At 54.8% G+C, this 16,305-nt stretch carries 15 protein-coding genes and 1 pseudogene; 8 read left to right on the forward strand and 8 right to left on the reverse strand.

Translation table 11 applies throughout. The features are described 5' to 3' along the window. Positions 1-30: 30 nt before the first annotated feature. Positions 31-978, reverse strand: coding sequence for a tyrosine-type recombinase/integrase (locus DOCECA_RS09240; RefSeq protein WP_445571816.1), 948 nt, complete (start codon positions 976-978; stop codon positions 31-33). A 196-nt stretch (positions 979-1,174) separates the two neighbouring features. On the opposite strand from DOCECA_RS09240, the gene DOCECA_RS09245 reads away from it, so the two are divergent. Beyond that, entirely contained in the window at positions 1,175-2,242 is a 1,068-nt protein-coding gene (locus tag DOCECA_RS09245; RefSeq protein ID WP_445571817.1) for a DNA-binding protein, read from the forward strand. Between the two features lie 423 nt (positions 2,243-2,665). Here the strand turns inward: DOCECA_RS09245 and DOCECA_RS09250 are convergent, their stop codons facing one another. Together DOCECA_RS09250 and DOCECA_RS09255 are read right to left on the reverse strand one after the other, a co-directional pair. Beyond that, positions 2,666-4,066 (reverse strand): hypothetical protein, encoded by a 1,401-nt coding sequence (locus tag DOCECA_RS09250; RefSeq protein WP_445571818.1) that lies wholly within the window; start codon positions 4,064-4,066, stop codon positions 2,666-2,668. A gap of 516 nt (positions 4,067-4,582) precedes the next feature. Continuing rightward, positions 4,583-5,032: a hypothetical protein gene (locus DOCECA_RS09255; RefSeq protein ID WP_445571819.1), complete on the reverse strand. Its 450-nt coding sequence runs from the start codon at positions 5,030-5,032 to the stop codon at positions 4,583-4,585. A 299-nt stretch (positions 5,033-5,331) separates the two neighbouring features. Here DOCECA_RS09255 and DOCECA_RS09260 point away from each other — a divergent pair, with 299 nt between their 5' ends. Then, positions 5,332-5,670 carry an ATP-binding protein gene (locus DOCECA_RS09260; RefSeq protein ID WP_445571820.1) on the forward strand — a complete coding sequence of 113 codons (339 nt, stop codon included), beginning with the start codon at positions 5,332-5,334 and terminating at the stop codon, positions 5,668-5,670. A 663-nt stretch (positions 5,671-6,333) separates the two neighbouring features. On the opposite strand, the gene DOCECA_RS09265 is transcribed toward DOCECA_RS09260, so the two are convergent. The 4 genes from DOCECA_RS09265 to istA all read right to left on the reverse strand — a co-directional run bounded on the left by DOCECA_RS09265 (position 6,334) and on the right by istA (position 9,708). Further along, the gene (locus DOCECA_RS09265) at positions 6,334-6,690 is read right to left on the reverse strand and encodes an antitoxin Xre/MbcA/ParS toxin-binding domain-containing protein (RefSeq protein ID WP_445571821.1); all 357 of its coding nucleotides are present in this window, start codon (positions 6,688-6,690) and stop codon (positions 6,334-6,336) included. 503 nt (positions 6,691-7,193) lie between these two features. Then, positions 7,194-7,835 (reverse strand): hypothetical protein, encoded by a 642-nt coding sequence (locus tag DOCECA_RS09270; RefSeq protein ID WP_445571822.1) that lies wholly within the window; start codon positions 7,833-7,835, stop codon positions 7,194-7,196. 65 nt (positions 7,836-7,900) lie between these two features. Then, a complete protein-coding gene (gene istB, locus DOCECA_RS09275) occupies positions 7,901-8,689 on the reverse strand; it encodes an IS21-like element helper ATPase IstB (protein WP_445571823.1) in 789 nt (262 codons plus the stop codon). Then, a complete protein-coding gene (istA, locus tag DOCECA_RS09280; RefSeq protein WP_445571824.1) occupies positions 8,686-9,708 on the reverse strand; it encodes an IS21 family transposase in 1,023 nt (340 codons plus the stop codon). The genes istB and istA overlap by 4 nt, the downstream gene beginning before the upstream one ends. Positions 9,709-9,793: 85 nt before the next feature. Between istA and DOCECA_RS09285 the strand changes: the two are divergent. From DOCECA_RS09285 to DOCECA_RS09310, 6 genes and pseudogenes are all read left to right on the forward strand, one after another. Beyond that, positions 9,794-10,122 (forward strand): annotated as a pseudogene (locus tag DOCECA_RS09285) (GNAT family N-acetyltransferase); the annotation flags it as partial. 24 nt (positions 10,123-10,146) lie between these two features. Beyond that, positions 10,147-10,569: a hypothetical protein gene (locus DOCECA_RS09290; RefSeq protein WP_445571825.1), complete on the forward strand. Its 423-nt coding sequence runs from the start codon at positions 10,147-10,149 to the stop codon at positions 10,567-10,569. A gap of 741 nt (positions 10,570-11,310) precedes the next feature. Further along, a complete protein-coding gene (locus DOCECA_RS09295) occupies positions 11,311-11,694 on the forward strand; it encodes a hypothetical protein (protein ID WP_434559377.1) in 384 nt (127 codons plus the stop codon). A 359-nt stretch (positions 11,695-12,053) separates the two neighbouring features. Further along, the gene (locus tag DOCECA_RS09300) at positions 12,054-12,653 is read left to right on the forward strand and encodes a hypothetical protein (RefSeq protein WP_434647988.1); all 600 of its coding nucleotides are present in this window, start codon (positions 12,054-12,056) and stop codon (positions 12,651-12,653) included. 319 nt (positions 12,654-12,972) lie between these two features. Beyond that, a complete protein-coding gene (locus DOCECA_RS09305) occupies positions 12,973-13,611 on the forward strand; it encodes a DUF2459 domain-containing protein (protein WP_445571826.1) in 639 nt (212 codons plus the stop codon). A gap of 424 nt (positions 13,612-14,035) precedes the next feature. Then, on the forward strand, positions 14,036-14,656 hold the full coding sequence (locus tag DOCECA_RS09310; protein WP_420763594.1) for a hypothetical protein: 621 nt from the start codon (positions 14,036-14,038) through the stop codon (positions 14,654-14,656). 431 nt (positions 14,657-15,087) lie between these two features. Here DOCECA_RS09310 and DOCECA_RS09315 read toward each other — a convergent pair whose 3' ends face one another. Next, complete coding sequence (locus tag DOCECA_RS09315; RefSeq protein WP_445571827.1) at positions 15,088-16,083, reverse strand: hypothetical protein; 996 nt, start codon at positions 16,081-16,083, stop codon at positions 15,088-15,090. Between the last annotated feature and the right edge of the window lie 222 nt (positions 16,084-16,305).

A 16,305-nucleotide genomic window follows, 5' to 3' on the forward strand; every position in this document is an offset into this window, starting at 1 on the left:
GCGGGCGAGCAGGCCGGAAGGTGGAGAAAACTAATCGTCGTTCAACCGCTTGGGGGCAGAGCGCACGGCCAAGCCTCCAAAAGACATGCTGGAATCTACATAGCGCAGAGCCGATTTCATATCCTTCCACCCGACATAGCCCATTAGCGCCTTGATGTCCCAGCCATTCGCCGACGCCCAAGTCGCAAATCCCCGGCGCATCGAGTGGCTGGTGTAGAGCGCCTCGGGCAGGCCAGCTTCCTTGAAGATACGGCGCAGTAGCGGGATGAGACTGTGCGGCTGAATGGCTTTGCCTGAGAGGTTCCCCCACCGGTCGATACGCTGGAACACCGGCCCTTTGGCGAGTCCGGCGACAGTAACCCAATTGATATACGCCTCGACAGGGCAGAGCTTTGTCAGCGCCGGCGTTTGAAAGGTTTGGCCTTCATGAGCGCGGTCACCCTTGGTGTAAGGCAAGTAAAAGCTGATCACCTCACCGCTTGAGGCCTCTGTATTTTCAACAGTCAGCCTGGAGAGCTCGTCGCCACGAAATCCTCTCCAGAATCCAATAAGCACCATTGCGACCGACCGGCGGTGGCGCACGAGCGATTTGTAGTCACCACGCTCCAGAGCCGCCGCCGCTTCACTTTCCAGCCACTCAATCGCCTGCTCCAAATGCCTGATCAATAGCGGGGCGGCCTGCTTGACCCTCGTGGGGTGCACAACCCTGATGCCTTTGATCATCTGGCGCACATTTGGAGATTTCGTCGGATCGGGAAAACCCTGGGTGATATGCCACTGCGCTAAGGCCGCCAGGCGTTGCTTGAGAGTGTTCAGTGACAGCTTGTCAGCGTATTCGGCGAGATAGCGAACGATCCCATCTGCTGTCGTAGGGAGATAGCTACCCCAGGTTACCTCGAAGTGCTCAATGGCAGCCCGGTAGCTCTTGCGTGTGTTTTCCCGGGTTCCCGCCTGTAGGTATCGATTCGCCTTGTCCATCTCGCTTGACCTTGAAATCGGAGTGTTGGCGCCGAGAGCAGGGTATCTGGACGCTCGAATAGCAGAATTGGCTTTCTAGAGGCCATAATCTCCATTATAGACTCCTAGCATATCAACGTAAATGAAGCTAAAATTTGATGATCGTTTCATGTAATTACATGACATGTAACACAGTACGAAATTGTAGGAGAGACGCATGGCTCGGGGCGGAATCAATAAGGCTGTGGTGCAAAAAGCACGGCAGTCGCTGCTGGCGAAGGGTACGCACCCGAGCATCGACGCTGTGCGTATCGAATTGGGAAATACGGGCTCCAAGTCCACGATTTCGCGTTATTTGAAAGAGCTCGAAGCGTCAGGGCGCCCAGCCATCGAGCTTCGCGATCGCATTGGCAACGCCCTTAAAGCAAGTGTTGAGAGCCTGCTCGACCAGGTTATGGAGGAGGGCAGCGAGACACTCTCTGTTGCTCAAGCCCAGTTCGATGAGCAGGTACGAGCCCTGGAGGCGAGCAATCAGAATTTGCAGGCAGAGCTCACAACGCTGAGGCGTCAATTCGAGGCCCAGCACTCTGCGCTGGAGGCTCAAACTGCTGAGCTGAAAGTCAGTGAAGCTTCCCTGCGGGAAGAGCTGGGCCGCAACGCTCGATTGAGCCATACGTGCGGAGAGCTGGAGCGCCGGATCCGCGAAAAGGATGAGCTGATCCAGTCCCTGGAAGAAAAACATGTGCATGCGCGCAACGCCCTAGAGCACTACCGCGAGGCGATCAAGGAACAGCGTGAACAAGACCAACGCCGAGATGAAAGCCAGCTCCAGGCCTGCCAGGAAGAACTCCGCCAGGTTCGAGAGACTCTTGTAGTCAAACAGGATGAGCTGACACGACTGAACCGAGACAACGAGCGACTAATCGGCGAGGCTCGCCAGCAAGCTAAAGCACTACATACGCAAACCCATCAGGTGCAATCGCTCACCGCTCAGGTTCAAGCGTTAACACTCTCCGAAGCGAAAGCAGGCGCAATCATCGAACACCACCAAGCCCAAGTGCTGGGGCTTCGTGAAGAGGTCAAAGGGTTAAACATTGCGGCCGCAATGGCGACCGGCCGAGAGGCTGACCTAAGCAGGCAGATCGTCGACTTGCAGATAGAGCTTGCCAGCTATACGAGCAATGATGATGGCTCAGTCCTGTCTCCGGCCGAACCTGTTGCTGCGACTCGGGACGTTCCAACGCCGAAAGTACCGCCCAACAATCGAAGAGGGAAAAGGCCATGAAAGCTGCTTGCCAAGAATCAGTGAAGGGTCGTCAGAAGGACATCGGAATGCAGTGGGCCCACGAGAAGATCCATCGACTGGTTGGGCGCGGGCTTCTTGATGAAGCCTTGGGACGTAAGGCGCCCCCGGTTGCAAATAACTCGCTTAGGTGCGAGGAACCTCACGCCATCTATTGACGCAGGGCTTGGTGGGACAAAGGCGAGGTCACAGGCCCCGGCATTCTTTGAGGCCAATTCGTTTGTTGAGAAGTGCTTCAAGTCAGCGCCAGGGGTTTAAGCTCAACGAACACCCGTTGATAACGCCTGACTGGCAGATAGACTGGCAGAGAGTAGAAGCAGCCCCAAGCCTGGCCTCGTAGTCGTCCATATCGCAGATGACGTGCCCAGTCGGGTCAGCGCGCCACCGCTCCCCTAAAGCCTGAATCTACTGGCCTTGCTTTCGGCGCTCCCACTCTTCGTCACTTACCACATTCAGGATCGTGGTCATTGAGGAATAGACGTGAAACTCGGGGAGATGGCTCACGATACGGTCGTCCTGGAAGTAGTGGTGAGCGATCGAAGGAAATAACTCCTCTGGCACGAGGTGTAGGGCATTCGGGTTATGAAACATGCTCATGCCCTCCGCCCACGTTTCTGCGCAGTCCTCGTTGACCTCATAAGTGAACATTTTCGGCAGTGAAGCATCAGGATCGTGGTCGTGGTAAGTCCCCATTCTGAAGAGCTTAACGTTGTCACCCCCAAAACCTGCTTGCTTGCCCATGCGGCTGAACTTGGAGACGGTGCCGCTTGCGGAGAACATGATTGCACTGATGTTCTCGGCGCCAAGCTGGAAGAAAAATCCCGACGGAATCTCTTTTTCGCCCACGATGTGCTTATCTATTTTCTGAGAGGTAATTACCAGCTTCCCCGACTCATCGTAGTGATGATCGTGGTGCACCGCGTATAGGTAATTGATGAGGGCCGTTGACGTCCACAGCATCGACTGGTTTTCGTGAAAATCGGCGATCGCGATGACCAGAGGCTTGCTAGCAACGTGTTCAAGCTCCCAATACTTCTTCTGCAGCTTGGAGAAGAGCGGGCTGCCGAATCTGATGGGCATTTCATTCCGAGTTTTCTCCTGAATCTGCTCAGGCGTCAGTTGGGTGATGTTTGCTATGTCCGCGTCCGTCAGCTTGCCTTTACGCCCCACGATGGTTGCCTCGATCGCAACGGTATGCCCGTATTTTTGCACCATGAAATCAGGGGCATGGTGGCTGCGATCCAAGAAAAGACCTTCTTCCACCAAGTACGCATTGAGGTACAGTTCCCAAATCCTGGCATCAAACCCGGTGGTCTGGAATTGCTCGATGAAGTTGCCATCGATATCGACGTAGTGGGGCATCATTTCTCGGATAATGCCTCTAGCTGCCACATGGGAAGGTTGCGTTGACAGGATGAGGAAGTAGGGATGAAGCTTTTCCTCCGCCTTGACCGGAGTAAACAGATCCAATGCCTCACCGTTTTCATCGTCTTGCAGGAAGACCGCCTGGCCGCTCAAGGTCGTGGCCGTTATTCTGTCCACCAGCCAGCTATGTGCGTCGCGAGGCGTTTCCATTGACACTTTCTGGTCAATGCAACGATACCGTCCAACCGCATCTCTCCCTAGCAAAATGGCGGAGAAATCGCGATCAATAATATCGATCAGGATAACACCAAGAACCGTCTCCTCTTGGTTGGAAAACCATCCGATCTCTCGGGTAAAAAACTCCGTCATAGGGCTGCGAGACTCACCGATAAGTGCTGAGAAACGCTTTAAGTCCATGCTGGTGATCGGCACATTGGTCATCTATTTCTCCGTCTGGGCGTTGGCCACAGTCTTGATCAAGCCCAGCGCCCATTCGTTAATGGCGGATGGCTCTGGGGCACGACTCGCTAAGGAAGTTTTTGGCGTGTGTCAGAGGGTTGAGAATAGCTCGGTCTCGACCTGATCAGCCGGAGTATTGAGAGTAGATCAGGTCTACAAGCAGCCTACTATTGGAGTAGCTAGGCATTGTCAGGTGAGGGGAGTTTGAGAGCCGCACCCCTCTCAATCGCTTCCGCCAGCTCCTGAACCGCGTCAGCCAGCCTTCGATCTTCCCGCGCATCTCCGCTCGCGGGCGTGAATGATCGACAATGGCGCAGGAGGGCATCAGCGTCGTTCTGGTTCAAATCAAGCTCAATCATCATCCTCGCAAACCTCATCAGACTTTCTGAAGCGGGTGGGGGGCGGAGCTCTTGCAGTGACGCGTGAGCGACTTCAGCTGCCTCGAACTGCCTGCTCTCGCCAACGGTGCGGCACCCGGGTCACCGCATCGGCTTCGATCTACAGTTCTTGGCTTTCTGCCCATGCCTTCTCGAAAAGCTGTCCGCGCGTTCTTGAGTACAGCTGTGCCGAGTGAAAACCGATTGCTGACTCAAGCTTGCCGGCCTTGCCAAAATCACTGCTTGAAAGCCAGAGGGTTTCAGGAGCCACTAGAACCGCTTTTGCACCTATTTCACGATGTACAGCGATGTGCAGCCACGGCCTGGCTGCTTTCAAAGCCTTCGCCTGCGCAACAAAATCAGCATGCGCGACGATCCAGATGTCGCGAGGGCGCTTGTCTAGGATCCTGGTTATATATTCAGTGTCAGGCAAGCTGCGGGTGAGAATCAAAATCTCACCGGTGGCTTGGCTAATCTGGCTCAAGCGCGTAGCCCATGTTGAAGCGCCGATAGACATCTTTGCGCCAGTGCACTCGAAAGCGAATCCGCCGCCGTCATCGCTGAAAGCCATGTGATCGTCACTCCAATAGTAAGGTACCTGATCGTGGCATAGCCCAACCCCTCGGGTCGACCCGAAGGCGCGCGACCCAACAAGATGGTAGAGGGACGGGGTTAACTCGCGATTCTGCTGGACGGGCCCTTGAGGTAGGATTGAGACCATCTTTGCCCGGGCAATTTGTCTGAAAACACTACTCCATGGAGGGATTGATGTCTGAATAAACCCGTCACCTTTCGCTGTTTGAGGAAGATTACCTTCTCCGTGAACTGGGCCCGGTTGCGCATTTGCCCCAAGTGGCTCTGACCGAGCTCGTGGCAAATGCCTGGGATGCAGGCGCGAGCAAAGTCAATCTGTTTCTCCCCACCGAGCTCGGCGGCACACTGACCGTTGTTGACGATGGCCATGGGATGACGGCTAAGCAGTTCAGCAAGCGCTGGATGACCCTGCGGTATAACCGGCTCAAGCACCAGAGTTTCAAGGTTGAGTTTCCCAAAGGCAGGAGCTCCAAGGGCAGGAAAGCTTACGGGCGCAACGGGGTGGGGCGACATGAGCTGCTTTGCTTTGGTGTCAGTATCAGGTTGAAACTTGGCGTGACGGCAAGCTCAGCAACTTCGTGGTGGGCACTGGGTCTGGGCCCAGCCCCCTTGTAGTGCGCTCAGAGGAGTTTTCCGAACGTGAAGGCTCCGGCACCCGACTGTCTGTATCGGTCACCCGTAAGCTGCCAGACATCAAAGAGATCGTCACGGTGCTCGCCGCGCGATTCATTCATGATCCTGCTTTTCAGATCCGCGTTAATGGAACGCCCCTGGGACTGATTATCTAAAGTGGGGTTGCGTAAGACCCCAATGCGGCAGCCTCTGGGGAGTTGTTGTTACCAAGCTCTGGGTCGTGAGCACCGTGCATGGAGTTCTGAAAGGTAAGCGGAGCGCGCAGACGTCCAGATGTGCGCGCTAAGCGCCGGGAGCCTAGAACGGGGAATGAGCTCACAGCATCAGTAATTACTGCGGTCGTGCACCTAGGAATTTCCAGAACGAACCTAAAGAAGACGCGCTCTCCGGACGAGCCGGGGCATCCGCGACAGCAGTCTGGCTTGGTGGAGCGCCCATCCTGCAAAAGTGCCATTGGTGGGCTGCCCTAAATCCTCTGTTGCAGAGCACTTGCTTAACCGACGCCGCCTAATGCTTGGTGAGCGTTATTTCCCCGGTACTGTTCTGATCATGGAGGAGCGCCATCGAGCTCTGGGCAAGCAGTGGAAGGTGTATCGCCGGCTAAACATAGCCGAGGGAAACAAAGAGGGCATTGTCCACCAACGCTTAGGCAACAATACCATGTTCTAAGCGCGCGACGAGTGCGAGGGCTTCCTCAATATGGACATCCAGCGGGCGCTTGCCACCTAACCCCCGCATTGGCCTGGTCAACCAGCCAATCGCCAGTGCTTTGTCTTGAAACAGGCCAATCGCTGCGCCCAGCAACTTGGGATCAATCGCTTCCACCGGCTCAACGATTGAGCGCTCCGCGTTCATAGAGTCTTTGATCGCAAAAGCCAGGGCTGACAAAGCGTCAGCGAGTCGGGAGTCCTCTTTGCAGTCCCCAGACGCCGGCCGAAAGTCAGCACAGTGGCGCAGAAGTGACTCGGAGTGATTCATGTTCAGGTCGAGTTCGATCAGCATCTCGATGCATGTCCGTAAGGCTGAGGGGGTATGGAAATGATACTGGCATTCGAAGCCGGTGCGCTGGATTCCGAAAATTACTTGAGGTCAACCGGGACAATGGATAGCTGGAGCCATGAGCGTAAGCTGTACAGCTTAGCGCTTGATATCATGGGAGAAGAGGGGCTAGGTCGCTGGCTGCGCGAGCAATATGACCGGCACAGCTCTTTACACGGGTTTGTTACGACACCTAGCTGGCTGTGCATCGACGGTGGGCTGCTCATCAATAGACTCTGCTTGTATCTCGGTGGTCATATGGAACGGTCGGCCATCCAACGGCCCGGTCGGGAAGTCCCGTTCTACTGTAAATGCCACAGGATACTTTTCGGTGCACTGCTGCAAGCATTACCGTCGACGTGCTCAGCCCACCGTTGCGTGGGCTCAGGTTTGCTGCTGATTTAGGGTGTTGAAGCGGGCGATGCAATGCTGGCCTGATTGCGGTCTTGGCCGCCTGTTACCTTCGACTAGTCCTGGCTTCTGACAAGGATCTTGCCATCGACCAGCGTTACAAGCCCTACTTCGGCGGTCACTCCAAGGTACTCATAGATGGCGCGCACTTTGTCTACGAATACCTCATCTGCGCTCAGCAGGCAATTGCTGCGAGAAGCGATTGCAGCATGAGCAGCGTCGCTGATAGCTGCGATATGTCGATGTTCACGGTTGAGCTTACTGTCAGTCCGATAGCCGATGACATTGAGGAGGTTATACATGGCAGTGACCTTCTCGGGGATGTGCATCTCACGGTTGTAAAGCGGGCTACCAGCGATGCCTAGAAAGTTTTCGATCGAATAGCCTTGGCCACGATAGCCATCAAGATCTTGATAGATCTGCCATATCTTCTCGATGGCCCGGGGTGGTTTAACGTTGTTGAGTTCCTTCGGCCCAATCCCCACGCCAGCCCGATAGGTATTCACTCCTGACAAACCTGAGCCTTCACCAATGTGTTTTGTCATTTCGGCACCAGCCATAGCTGAGACTTGCTCGTATTGGGATTGTAGGTGTCGCAGGTATTGCTCAATCGGCGCCCGCAACTCTGGGTGGGTGTCGTCCAGTTCGGCTATTCGATCCGACATGCTCTCCAACAGGCCGCCGAATGCTGTCAACACCGGTTGAAAACTGACCCACCCTACCGAAGTAAAACTGACCCACCCCGGCGGTATTTAAAGTCTGTTTATAGCTTCGGCGAAGCCGTCTCTCGCGGTACCACCTGGCCAGATTTCAGCTTGTCCTTCAACCGGTAACTTTGCCCGCTGACCTGAACGATATGCGCATGATGCAGAAGCCGATCCAATAGCGCGGCGGTCAGTGTCGAGTCATCCGCAAAGGTCATTGCCCACTGGCTAAACGGCAAATTGCTGGTCAGCACGATGCTGCCATGTTCGTAGCGTTTGGCGATGACGTTGAAGAACAGATTTGCTTCGTCACGGCCAAAAGGCAGGTAGCCTATTTCATCGATCACCAGCAATTTCGAGCGCTGCACCACTCGACTGAAATACTGAGCCAAGCGCCCTTGGTGATGCGCGGCGACCAGTTGCAATGTCAGATCGGCGGCGGTGATGAACTTTGTCGAGATGCCCGCCATGATCGCCCGGTGAGCTAGCGCGCTGGCCAAGTGCGTTTTGCCAACGCCGGACGGCCCCAGCAGCACCACGTTTTCCTTACGCTCGATAAAGGCCAGTCCGGCCAGTTCAAGGATCTGACTTTGCGGCGCTCCGCTGGCGAATTTGAAGTCGTATTGCTCAACGGTTTTTACAGCCGGCAGCCCGGACAAGTGCAGCAGTGTCTGTCGTCGCCGTTCGTTTCTGGCGCGATCTTCACCCAACAGAAGTTGTTCCAGGAAGTCGGCGTAACTCGTTTCTTTTTCGGCTGCTCGCTGCGCCAGAGCGGGCCAGTCCGTGGCGAAGGTATCAAGTTTGAACTGTTGACAGAGCGCTTCAATGCGCAGGTGTTGAAGGCTCATGCTCGCACCTCAAGCAGGGCTTGGTAGACCGACAGTGGATGTTGCAGGCTCTCCACCGGTATGGGCTGAATGGCTTGTATCAGAGCGCTCGGAACGCCTTGAAGCGCTGGCAGCGGCAGCAAATAGCGCACCTCTTTATCCAGGCGATGCTGAGGGATTTCACCGGTCGTAGCGTGAGTTCGGGCATTGGCGATATCGATCAGCCAAGGGCCGATTTTGCTGTTCGCGACTTCGACATCCAGCACCAAACCAACCTGATTAAGTGTCGCTGCCAGCGGCACGACGAAACTGTTTTTCAGGTAGTGGTTGAAGCGCTCAACCTTGCCCTTGGTTTGCGCTCGATAGGGCCGGCAGACCTTTGGCGTAAAGCCATAGCGTTCTGCCAAGCTCAACAGAGCCGGATTCCAACGGTGCTCGCCAGGGCCATAGACATCGCGCTCTTGGATGATGGTCTTGGCGTTGTCGAACAACACTTTGCGTGGCGTGCCGCCGAAGAAATGCAGGGCTTTTTCAATGCCAGCGCACCAAGCTGCGGAGTCTTCCCGTCGCGAGAAAACAACGTAAGTGGCGCGACTCCAACCCAGCGTTGCGACAAATGCCAGCAACGGATCGCGGCCACGTCGAATGATCGTGAAATCTGCCTGCATCTGTTCGCCAGGTTCTGTTTCAAAGCGCACAACGGGCTCGTCAACCTTGGATTTAAAGGTCAGCAGAAAGCTGGTGAGAATGGAGTAACCGCCCGTGTAGCCCTGCTCTCGGATCTCCCTGAGCAGAACAATCGCAGGGATCCAGTGCGGCCGAGCTGCTTCTACGCGCTGACGCAGAAAGGCCTCGAAAGGCGCAAGCTTGCCCACGCGCTCCGCGCGCGGGCCGTAGACCACGGGTTGGCGCTGGGCTTGTAGTTTGAGGTGGCGTCGAATGGTATTGCGTGAGCAGCCCATCTGCCGAGCAATAGCTCGAATAGATAAACCCTGACGAACAAGAACACTGATTTCCACGTGTTGCTCCTTGGACAGCATGGGCAGCTCGCAAAAGCTGCATTTTGCCCAAGTGGGTCAGTTTTCAACCGGTAGGGTGGGTCAGTTTTGCATCGGTACTGACACGTATTCGAACCAGCAATTGATAGGAATCGGAGGGCTATCAGTTGATCCCTTTAATCAGACCAATACCGCAAGGCTACGGCGAGTGTACGTGGCACCTGCGGCAAGAAATCAACACGTCGGTCACGCGCTGGTAAAGGCGTTGGTTGCACACGCCGCTCTTCACTTTCAGAAGGTGCGTCTTTCTACCGATACTTCTGCAGCGATGCGTTTTACCTGCGCTGCGGCTTCATGCGAACAGAAGACGCCCATGCCACCCACATCAGGGATGTTGGTCAACCCCTGACCCGGCAACTTTCGGCCAAGAGCTGCCAGTCGATGCCCCTTAAATAAGCGCTAAGCAAGGTAAATTTCGCGATGAAAAACTGGATAGCTAATACGAAAATCAATGCGCTGTTAGGGGCTAGCTCTACAAAACCTGATGGCGTGAAGGTTAGGCGGATTCTTATAGAATACTGCGACAGGTATCAAAAATTTTACCCCTTTGAGATCTTGGAACAGCCACTTGAATTTCTCAAAAACGATGTAAATTCAGATAGTAAACATGGTGAGATACGGGCACTACTTATGGTTGCCGCTGAAGAGTACTGCATTAGTTTAAACGAGATAGCCGATGCTCTTCTTGACCTGATAGACATTCGCGTCCTTACTACGGAACAAGCGAAAAAAATTATCAATCACGTTTTCGAAGCTTATTCTTGCAATGAAAGCCCCGAAGATTTCATCCAAAGAGAGGACGCCTATTTGTGTAAAAATCTGTTTGCGATTACCTCCAGTTAGCAAGTGCCTGAAACCTCTAGCGCTGCTCACATGACGGCCCGATTGGCGTGGTTAGATACTCGCCTTGGGACATTTTTGGGGCCGCTTTCGGCCCAGAGCGTGTAAAAACGTGCGGATGCACTGTCGGCGCGCAGCGCTGACGGTTGCTAGCTGAGTAATCGCTCCCAACAAGACCTGCGCATCATTACCGCGTGAAAGGGGATGGATTTATTTCAAAGGTCTGTCGGCTGACCGCTCGGAGCCTAGAACAGCCCTCCACGACAGATTACTTTGGGTCGATAGCTGCCGATCACGACCGGCGGCTTTCGGCCAAAAGCGGCCACCGAAAAAACAAGACTCTCCCGGCGCACTGTCTCGCCTTGTGGCGCATCGCAGCGGTAATCCAGCTTATTATCGAACGCAGAAACAAACGAGGGCATTGATTGAGCGCGGTAATCGAATTTGAACGCTGGCTACTGAATGGGCTTGCTCGTTGCGAAAAAAACGAATGGGCTTTGACTACTGCTAGGAAGGAAATCGGGGGTTGCCCGAATTTTATGTTCTCAACAGCTTCCCTTATTTGGCGAGCCAGCTGAACACGGTGAGTCGGATCATCCGTTAGTGGGCGGCAGCTCTCGTCGGCCGAGATGTCGCGAAGGCGTGCCTCTCACACGGGCCACACTCAAGAACGCGCCACAGCTGCCGACTTAATGATTCAGCTATCACCGTTCTTGATGATGGAGATTTTTCCAAGGAGGCTCTATGCAACGCTATCTATCGTTCACCTGTTTGGCAGCTGTTCTGATTACGACCCTTACAGGTTGCTCCACTCCGACGACTCCGACTTCCGTATCTGCCAATATCGACTACGCACAGCTGCGTTACGAAGACACTCGCTTCGATAAGCCGGGAATGCCGCTGCCGACAAAAGCCACCGGCTTCAAAGCGGATATCGATGGCTGTGAAATGCAAGCTCAAAAGCACTTTGAAGAAGCGCTGGCGAACAGTGCAAAACTTGGGAACATTTACGGACAAAGCATTACGCCTCAAAAACTGCTAAGCATGAAACGTATGCAGGTCTTGAGCTGCATGACCGAAAAGGAAGCGAATGATGTAAACAGCAAAGGCTGGACAATAATCAAATAAGTCATCTATAACGCATCTTCTGTGGCTGTCCTCGGTCTGGGCGGGGGTTAGCCACTGAATGATTAAGCTGCGCGGTTAATGCTGTTTTCTCCTTCAGGACCGATCGGTTCTGTCCGATAGCTGCCTAGCGCGAAGGGCTTCGACCGATTTTCGGCGGCCCGTCGGATGACTATGAGAACAAGAGCGATGCGGATCCACTGCATCCTATTAATAGGAACTACTTCCGTACTGGAAGATATAAGTCAGATGGATAAATGAGTTCAGGACTTTGCTCCGTGCCGGCGTCAGCGCACGATCAGCTTATGGCATCATCCGAACTGAAGGACCTACATGGCTCAAGATTAACCGAAGGAAAGACCATGCTTCGCATCTCACTTATGGCAGCAACCGCTCTACTTATAAGCGCCTGTGCAGGCATCGCTCATGACACACCTGAAGCTAAGCAGCAGATGAAGCAGGACCTGCATCTGGCTACAATCATAGACTCCTCAAGAATGAACTGGTGCGTTCACCCCTACGGCAGCGCTCCGGGATGTAAGCCGGAGAAGGGCATTGGCATTGTTACTCCGGACGGCTTAGTGATGGCCCATGTTGTCGAAGGTAAGTATGTGCTAGCACGTATTATCAAATCTGGGGAGGTGATCTGCTCAGCTGTACCTGGCGGAGCATATGCCGACGGGTATTTTTTTGCGTTCGCTGCCAATGCGGCTTATATGCTGGGCCCTCTGAAAGCAGATCGGGATGAGATCAATACGCGCTTCAAAGCCAACATGTTTAATTATCTTCATAGCAAGGGTCAGCACAGCTACAGCGGGCCGGAAGTGAACTTTCAGCGTCCGACCGGTGAAAAAATCAAAAAGATAACTGTCATTCCTGTCGGTCTGTCTACCGTAAGTACCACTGAAATGATTGACGTGCTCGAAATCCACAATCCCTGCGCTGACGGTGGTGACAATTAGTAATTGTCGGGCAACTCGCCAGCGAGAGCGTTGGCGAATGTCCCAAAGCCTTGAATGCTGGGCTTGGAATTTGAGAGTCGTTTGGCGTATTACCTCATTCCACCGGACAGACAAAAAGGGGAACAGATTTATTTCCTGAAAATAAATTTGTTCCCCTTTTTTAATATCGGCAATTGGCCGATGGCTGCCTGCCGCGATTGTCCATGAACGCCTGCTTGATGGTGCGAGCCAGCTTCTATGCTTCTATACAGCACCCGCCCCTGCGGGGGTCTTCCACGTTCGTTAGTGAGCCTCCAAACCCTTGTGCATGCGCATTGTAGTGCTGGCCCTGATCCTGACACTGTTCGGCTGCGCTACCGCGTCGGACCCGCCGAGGGGTGAGGGTGGCGATTGGCGGTCCTTCTATGTGGTGAATCATGGACTGCATACCGGGCTGGCAATTGCGCGCCCCGATCTACTTCAGGTGCTTCCCGCACTGGCCGAAGACTTCGGCGACGGCGACTTCGTTGAGTTCGGGTGGGGTGACGAGGACTTTTACCGAGCCCCACACGCCACGTTGAGCCTCGCCCTGCGAGCCTTGTTCGGGTCGACGGCAACCGTGCTGCATGCGGTCAAGATTGACGGGGACCCCAGGCGGCGTTTCGCCGTAAGCGAGGTCATTGAGGTGCGGGTGACGGAGGACGGCTACCGGCGACTGCTCGCGTTCGTGGCCGGGACCTTCACCCACTCAGCGACGGGCACTTTGACGGTGCTCGGGCCTGGCCTGTATGGAGACAGCCGATTCTATCGGTCCGAGGGTAGCTATTCGCTGTTTTATACCTGCAATGCCTGGGTCGCAGAGGCGCTGGCCACCAGCAGCTGCCCAATGTCGCCTACAACGGTGATTACGGCGGGGAACGTCATGTCGCAATTACGTCGTGCGACAGCGGTCGGTGCCTCTTGCCTGGTTATCCGCTAACCCGCGCTGACGATGGGGGTGGGGATGTATTTCAACCTAGTGTCGAATGATACTGGCGCGCAAATTACCGCGTTTGGCTGTCAGGAGGGGCAGCATTCGACCCATAGCAGTCATCTGAACCGCATTGATCGAAAGAAATGTCCACCGCCAATCCTAAAAACGTGATGGTGGCTCTTTTCCGGCCTTGATATGCGAAAAGACCTGATCTGGATCTGCCTGGCACCAATATCTGAACAGAAGGTGAGGTTCGGCATTTCCGAAATATTGATCCACGATTTCGCCACCGTAATGTAAGCGTCCAGTCAAGTCATCTACCGATGCAGCTATATGCACGAGGATGACTGGTAGCCGCCCATGCCGTAAGGTTCGCTACCAAAATCGCCACAGCCTTCCAGTGGTGGTAATACAGCAAGGGGAGCGAACGATGAACACCTTCAAATCGTCAGTTCAAAACGTAGCTGCGGCCATAGGCCTTATCGCAGCAGTGACAGTCGGAGGATGCGTGATGATCCCTTACGACACGCCGGAATCAAAAGCCCAAATCCAGCGCGATCTGAAAATTGCACCATCGGATATTCAAGCCGTGTCGGAAACGAACTGGTGCTTGTTCCCATATGGAAGCGAAGGCAACTGCAGAGCCACTCAAGGCCTGGGAGTGTTGACCAGCAAAGGCCTGATCCTCAGCCTCTACAACAACCACACCTACACTGAAACCGCACGCATCCTCCCAGAACAAGTGCAGTGCGTGAAGACGGTTGGTGGCCGCACTGGAGTCGAACCGTTCGTTGTATTCACCAAAGACCGAGCGATCATGCTCGCCGTCATTACTCCGGGTGGACAAATGAATGTGCCTGTGAAAGTCAGTTTCTTTGATTATCTGACGAAGCCAGGGCAGCACGTCTTCACTGGGACGGATGGCGGATATGTGCGCAAGTCGGGTCGACAGCAAACCGTAGGCGGAATGGTGTCAGGCACTGCCGTCCCGTGGCATACAACACTCGACGTAACCGAGGTATTTAACCCTTGCCCGCAGGTTACAGATTAACGAGAGGAAACGGGGACAGACCACGATATGAGACAGTCCGATTACAGGTGAGCCAAAATCGTGGTCTGTCCCCGGTTTCCCTTAGCGGTAAACACGCGGGTTTTCATTTGATTCTCTGGCTGACTACAGACCAAAACGAAAACCAGCTAGTCGAAGCAGCGAAACAGGTCGGGCTGCAGCTGCAACCGCTTCGCTATTCTTGTCACAACCTTCAACCAGGACCAGCGTTTGTCTTGGGCTTTGCCGCGCTCACCCGCGCCCAGGTAAAAAGCGCTGCGGGAAAACTGGCGCACCTGCTCAGGGCCAACCAGCCCTCGCAGTGAAGAAGGACCAAGTGGTTTGCACCTGTTGCTGTCGGCTCTGCCTTTCGGCACCCCCGGCAAGGTGACCGGCACATGCTGGGCCAACCATTCACTCAAACGATCGCGCGTTTAGTCAGTAAGTGTGGCCAACACCTTTCCGTCTCTGCGCTGCACGATGGTCTTAGGCGCTACCGGCTGTGAGCCGTCGGCGCCCGGCGGTGGGGTTATCAACCAGGCACCCGCATAGTCTTCCCGGATATGGAGCGGATTGAAGCGGATAGCGCTTGCCGCCGCATAACGGCGCCCTGCGAGTGTGGCAACGCTCGAAAGCACCGCAACTCTGACTTCATAGAGCCTTCGCTCTGCGTCGAGCGCAATACTGGCATCCGCAAGCTCGAAATTATCGATACGCACGGGTACGCCTTCCGGCATATCGAGAACCCACCGGTCAGAGTCTACAAACCCATCGGCATAGACATTGCCGGTCGAAGCCCGGAGCGAGGTGCCTTCGGGCAAGGTGATGCCATCGACTACATTGCCATCAGCAAGCGTACAGGTGCTGAACCTCGATACGCCGCCATCTGGCTTGAGCTCAAACTCCACCGGTTGCAGCGCATTGCACCGCCAGCCGATCTGCATTGTCGTGCCGTGGCCGGTTAGCCGCATGTTCTCTGGCGTGAAGCCCACCGTTTCGTATTTTTCGTTGGTTTGAATCGCGATGTAGCGGGCTACTTCGACGGCATCCATATCGAGCATGCGCACAGGGCTTGGAAACACGGCTCGTTTGAAGGATTCCCGATGATCCGCAACGGCTAATTCGAGTTTTGTGCCTTTGGGCATGTCGATCTGGCCAAGGCGCATCGGCTCTACTAGTTCCGGGCGATAACTTGCCTCTCTCTTCCGTTCATAGCTGCGCATCTGCACATAAAAAGCCGCGGACTGCCACAGGGTAAAAAGCGCACACGCGGTGACAAGCATGTAAGGCAGGAGGAGAGGGCGGCGCCAGCGACCTTTGATATATCGAACCCCCAGCCTTATCGTCCACCCGAACCAGAAAAGCGTCGTGGCGACGAAAAAGGCAAGGTAAAGCAGTAGTTCGGCGGAGGGCAGTGCAACGGGGATCATGCGAGCCAAACTTCCTGAACGGGTGATGGGGTTTGCACGCACCTACGACACAAAGAGGGCGAGCCGTTACGTTGAGTCAATTTTACTCCGATGCCGCGTAATCAGGCACGTGAGCATTCGCACCGGGATGTTCAGCCAGTAGCCAATTGATGCGTTTCACGAACGGCCGCAATCGGCCCAGAGTGTGTAAAAACGCATTTGTACACTGTCGGCTCGAAGCGC

Source organism: Pseudomonas sp. E102 (genome assembly GCF_052660185.1).